This is a genomic window from Bartonella sp. LB28NMGDW, from assembly GCF_042194435.1.
GTDB classification, from domain to species: Bacteria; Pseudomonadota; Alphaproteobacteria; order Rhizobiales; family Rhizobiaceae; genus Bartonella; species Bartonella grahamii.
Genome location: NZ_JBHIMX010000047.1, coordinates 1 through 3,675, shown reverse-complemented (window position 1 = coordinate 3,675; position 3,675 = coordinate 1). Strand labels below are relative to the sequence as shown.

2 protein-coding genes are annotated in these 3,675 nt (G+C 45.5%); both read left to right on the top strand.

The annotated features are described in order from the left end of the window. Positions 1–708 (top strand): ShlB/FhaC/HecB family hemolysin secretion/activation protein (locus ACFIKG_RS08800; RefSeq protein WP_375652146.1); only part of this gene is annotated, 708 nt, incomplete at its 5' end. 25 nt (positions 709–733) lie between these two features. Continuing rightward, positions 734–3,675: filamentous hemagglutinin N-terminal domain-containing protein (locus ACFIKG_RS08795; protein WP_375652145.1), on the top strand; the 2,942-nt coding region annotated here is incomplete at its 3' end.

The window sequence follows — 3,675 nt, the reverse complement described above, 5'->3', positions numbered from 1 at the left end:
TCCCTTACAACCTTGAATTTAGGTCTTTCTTATAAAAGAACCAACAATTACCTTCTTGGCAATAAGATTGAAGTGGGTAGCCGTCAATATAGCGTAGCCAATTTTGGGATTTCGCATTCGCGCCAGATGCTGGGTGGAACTTGGACCTTTGATGTGAGTTATTTGCAAGGGCTCCCTTTGTTTCATTCTGTCAAGAAGCACGATCCAGGGGCAGGGGATGCGGAGCCACAATTTGCCAAATTTACCGGTACGCTTAGTGTCATGACGCCTTTTAAGGTAGGGGGCTTGGACTTTATACTGAGCAATCTTTTGAGTGGTCAATATTCACCGCATAATTTATTGGGTGCTGAGCAGATTTCGTTGGGGGGTGCTTCCAATGTTCGTGGCACGCGTGAGAGTTTGCTTTTTGGCAATAACGGTTTTTTTAGCCGGAATGATTTGTTGTTACGCACCATTCCGTGGAGCAATCACGCGACCTTCAAAAAGGTTTTTGGAGAACTTCGCCCTTATGTTGGTTTGGATTATGGGCGTGTTTTTGCACAACCCTTGTATGGGATTAAGAGTGATCAGCTTGCCGGTTGGACAGCAGGTGTCAAGCTTGCGGGAGGCATGGTCTCTCTCGATGCTAGTTATTCCAGTATTTTTTGGAGCACAGTTAAGCACAAAAAATCAGGAACATTTTTTATGACATTAACAATGGAACTTTAAGCATTTTTTATTGGGGAGTTAACGTATGAGATATGAGAAGAGAGCAGAAAGAGCAGCTTTATTAGGTGTTTTGGTCTCCAGTACGATGCTCAAAAAGGTTTTATTTGGGGGACTTGGTTTTTCTTGTTTATTCGCACCTTCAGCGTTACAGGCGCAAATTACTGTGGATCCTAACGCTCATGCCGCCAATCGCCCAGATATAGTGGCAGCGCCCAATGGGGTTCCCTCGATTGATATTGTTACCCCCAATGGCAAGGGCTTATCACACAATAAATATGATGATTTTAATATTGGCAATCCAGGTGTGATTTGGAACAATCATGCGCAAGAAGTGGGGCAATCGCAGTTGGGGGGCATTATGCCGGGCAATCCGCATTTGCGCCTCACGGGTTCAGCGAAAGTGATTTTAAATGAAGTGACCAGCAGCAAGCGCAGTGCGCTTCATGGTCCAGGAGAGGTTTTTGGGAGCCCAGCCGATGTGATTATAGCCAATCCCAATGGGATAAGCTGTGATGGTTGTGGCTTTATCAATACACCCCATGCGACTTTAACTACAGGTGTACCCGAAATTGATGCGAGCGGTTTTTTGAAAGGCTTTGAGGTGCGAGGTGGGGATATTACCTTTGGTGCAAAGGGAGCCAATTTTTTCTCTGGTCAAGGGGCTGTTGATATTGTCGATATTGTCTCACGCACGGTGCATTTTGAAGGAGCTGTTGCGGGCAGAGAAATTGGAGTGACAGCAGGGACGGGTCACTTTGATTATGCTTCACGGGAAATGAAAGAACTAACCGATATTACTGGTAAACCGGAATATGCGATAGATGGTTCTGCTTTGGGGGCTCTACAGGCGGACAGAATAAAACTTGTGGCGACAGAAAAAGGTGTAGGGGTTCGTATGCGCCATGATATGGCAGCCAATGCGGGGCAGTTGCATCTTTCTGCTGACGGGAAAATCTCGTTGAAGAATGTTTTTGGTCATGGGGGTGTTGTCCTCAAATCGAAAAGCCAGAGCGTATTGGCAAAACACATCACCTCGAAAAAGCATATTGATATTGCCGCCCATAAGGATGTGATGTTAGAAACGGTTGGCGCTGAAGGTCATTTGAAGATAGAGGCGCAGGATGGGCTTTTATCGATTGCAGGCAAGGCAACCTCTGGGGGCAATATGGAGCTGTCTTCGCGCCAGACACTTCAAGTTTCAGGGCTAGGGTCAGGCGCTGATATGGCTCTTGAATCGGGCGGAGACTTGAAGCTTGAGGGGATTGTTTTAGCGCAAGGGAACCTCAGGGCACATGCCGGTGGTGATATAAAGGCGCAGTTTTTAGCCGGTGGGGTTGATATGGCGGCAACGGGTGCTTCTGGTGTTGTTGTTCTTGGCACCCAAGGGGATGTTGATCTCCAGAGCAGTCAAGGTGCGATTGTCGCTGAAAGTGTTTATGGGGCAGGAGATATCACCCTGGTTTCTCATAACGGGCTTTCTGTTTCTGAAACAATTCTGTCGCATCAAAATGTTGCCATTCAAGCACAACCAGAAACAAATGCTCCCGTTCATTTTGGGCAACTTTTAGCTCATGGCAAGGCAAATATTGAGGGTGGGGCGGTTGACTTTTCTTCGCTGATGACGGGTGAAGAAGCTGTTTTAAAGGTTGGCAGCCTTGATGCTGGCACACTGATGACAGGTGTCGTTTCTACGGGCGGTTCAGGGGATCTTGTTTTAGATGAAAAGGGCTTTCTTTTGATTACAGCAAAAGAAGGGGTGAAGGTTGGTCAGATTGCCAGTGGTGGCAATATTGAAATTTTTGCAGGCAACGACATCTATTATGATCAGGTCATTGGCTACGGCACAGCCACATTGACATCGGTATCAGGAGGGATCAGTGTTGAGAATATGCTGTCTGCTGAGGGGGATGTGAGATTGACGGCAAACACTCTCGATTTAAGCAATAATCGTTCTCATATTTACACGCCGCAAACGCTGTATTTAATTGCAGATCATATTGATGTCTCGGGCAGCGAATTGACTTATGGTGGTTTAGACTTTCAAAGCACCAATGCCCTTGATATTCACAATGCGCGGCTCCAAGCCGTGACAGATGAGGGGGGGACTGGAGATATTCTCTTTATTGCTCCAAGCGTTATGGTGGATAAGGCAACTTCTGTTTTAGCGGCGCGAGATTTCGTGATCAAAACGGGGGAGCTTGGAAATAGCGGTCAATTGGCAGCAGGGCAGGATTTAGTCTTCAGCGTGACGGGCAATGTGACCAACAACAAAACGGGCTTAATTTATGTGAAGGGCAATGGTGCTTTACAAGTTGATGGGACTTTGCTCAATGATTTTGGTGCCATAATGGCAGAGGGTGATTTATCTTTCACCAATGCAGATGGCAGCGGAAAAAGCCTTTCGCTTGTCAATAAAGCAGGCTTTATTCAAGCTGGTGGAAACTTAAATATCCAAACCAAAACCCTGAAAAACGAAGCCGATAGCACGCCTGTCATCACAGAAAAAACGGAATATAGCGATATTTCTTTCCAAAGACCAGACAAATATAATTTTCTTGATGGTAGGCCTTTATATCATGATATGGACTGGGATCGTTGGGGAAAAGGAAAACTTTCTAAGAGAAAGCATGGGGCAGTAGGTCCAAAACACTTTATATTTGAGCAACAACTTTGGAATAACAAAGAAGGAACCTATGGCACGGCAACTTTAAAAGATGGGACAGTTTATAAGGCATTTACTTGGAAACATAATGCTCGAAAAGGAGACATAGAAGAGTTTGTATGGAATGGTAATAGGTGGGGGTTCTTATCCCCAAACGAAAATTGGTCACACATGACAGAAAAGACTGTCACACAAGGGTTTTCTCATAAACCAACTGTTTCGGGGATGATACAATCTAGTGGCAATCTCATCATTAACGCTGATACCATTGACAACCATTATAGCTCTATGAGAGCAGAGGGAAA